Source organism: Billgrantia ethanolica, from assembly GCF_021404305.1.
In the GTDB taxonomy this organism is placed as follows: Bacteria; Pseudomonadota; Gammaproteobacteria; order Pseudomonadales; family Halomonadaceae; genus Halomonas; species Halomonas ethanolica.
Window position 1 is genome coordinate 1 of sequence record NZ_JABFTX010000011.1, and the last position, 855, is coordinate 855.

1 protein-coding gene is annotated in these 855 nt (G+C 66.1%); it reads right to left on the reverse strand.

All coding sequences use genetic code 11. From position 1 onward, the window contains the following. Window positions 1-830 (reverse strand): TRAP transporter large permease subunit (locus tag HOP53_RS21275; protein ID WP_234271861.1); only part of this gene is annotated, 830 nt, incomplete at its 3' end. Window positions 831-855: the final 25 nt, after the last annotated feature.

Consider the following 855-nt stretch of genomic DNA (forward strand, 5'->3'; position numbering starts at 1 on the left):
GTGAGCTTGCGGTCGCCGAAGATCAGGAACAGCAGGAAGGCGATGGCCACGCCGATGGCCGAGGCCTCGGTGGCAGTGGCCACCCCGGTGAACAGCGCGCCCAGCACGCCGAGGATCAGCGCCATCGGCGGCAGCACGTACTTGGTCAGCATGATCAGCAGTTGGCCGGTCGAGGTCTCGGCGCGCTCCTCGGCGGGTACCGGTGGGCCGTAGGCGGGCTTGATGTAGCAGATCACCAGCACGTAGAGCGCGTACATCGCCCCCAGCATCAGCCCCGGCACCAGCGCGCCGGCGAACAGCGCGCCCACCGAGACCGGCGAGTAGCTGGCCATCAGAATCAGCATGATGCTCGGCGGAATCAGGATGCCCAGACAGCCGCTGGCCATGATCACCCCGGTGCTGAGCTCCTTGTTGTAGCCGTGCTTGAGCATCGGCACCAGCGCGATCATGCCCATCACCGCGATGGAGGCGCCGACGATGCCGGTGGTGGCGGCCAGCATCACCGAGACAATGACCACGGTCAGCGCCAGGCCGCCGCGCAGGTTGGCCAGCAGCAGGCGCATCACCGCGAACATCTTCTCGGTGACCCCCGAGTCGTTGAGGAAACGCGCCATCAGCACGAACAGCGGAATGGCCACCAGGACGTAGTTGTCCATGGCGTTGCCGTAGATATTGTTGATGATGGTGCCGAGCACGCGCTCGCCAGGGCCCAGGTAGGCGCCGATGACGGCGATGCCGCCCAGCACGAAGGCCAGCGGATGGCCCATGAACAGGCCGATCAGCAGCCCGCCGAACATCACCAGGGTGAGCAGTTCGGGACTCAGGTTCATGCGGCTCTCTCCTCCCGCAGCTGCT